Genomic DNA, 1100 nt, shown 5'->3' on the forward strand with positions numbered 1-1100 from the left:
CAAGGAATATACAGCAGAGCCTGAATTATGGTTCCACGATATCTTTAGGAAAGACGGGACTCCATACAAGGAAGAAGAAGTAGCACTTATTAAGAAGCTAAACACTGAAGCATCGGCAACTAATTAAGGGCTGCATTTATGCTGTTCATTTAATCTTAAATTCATTCCCTATGTCAAGAAAGAAATTTGGATTCCTATGCAGCTTTTTATTGTTGGGCTTGGAAGTCATGGCCCAACAACCTGATCCTCCAGGACAGGTAGAGGCTGGCGAGAAGCCCGTTCATGAAGCTTATCTATTTGCGCATATGACGCATCAGGATTACGGCAGGTTATATTATTCTGTCAGTCTGGATGGTCTGCATTGGAAAGCCCTTAATGATGGCGAAAGAATTTTTGAGGAATATCAAGGTCATCCGGATATTGTAAAAGGTCCGGATGACAGATATTATATTGCTGGTAATACCAGTGATTCCTCGCCAGTGATCAATATTTGGGTTTCTGAAGATCTAATTGCCTGGACAAAACACGCGGAATACACTCCTGATCTCAAAGCTACACCTGGATACGCCGAGGCTTTACAGCGAATAGGAGCTCCAAAACTCTTTTATGATGAGGCTTCCTCACAATTCGTGATGACCTGGCATACTCCACATTTGGAAGGAACTCCTGAAGATGCAGAGCGATACTGGGCTAGTCAGCGCACGCTATATGTTCTTTCAAAGGATTTAAAGACCTTTGAAGGCCCACCAAAAATGTTATTCGACTGGGATTTCGGTACTATTGATGTGATCATCAGAAAGGTGGAAGATACCTATTTTGCCATTCTCAAAGATGAAACTTATCCGACCCTTTACTGGCCTACAGGGAAAACTATCAGGATTGCCAGATCCGGTTCCTTGTTGGGTCCGTATTCCCTGCCCTCTGATCCTATAAGTCCTAATTTTAGAGAAGCTCCTACTTTAATTCCTAGTCCCAATGGCAAGGCTTGGTATATGTACTATGAACAGTACCCTGGCGTATCTTATGGACTTTCCATATCGGACAATCTGAACGGACCCTGGTATCAAGCTTCAGGCTATACCTTTCATAGCACATGGGAT

1 protein-coding gene is annotated in these 1100 nt (G+C 43.0%); it reads left to right on the forward strand.

Features of this window, described 5'->3' with window-relative positions; genetic code table 11:
• Positions 1-170 precede the first annotated feature (170 nt).
• Positions 171-1100: glycoside hydrolase family protein (locus HC175_RS15170; RefSeq protein WP_168139324.1), on the forward strand; the 930-nt coding region annotated here is incomplete at its 3' end.

This window comes from Salinimicrobium oceani (assembly GCF_012037645.1).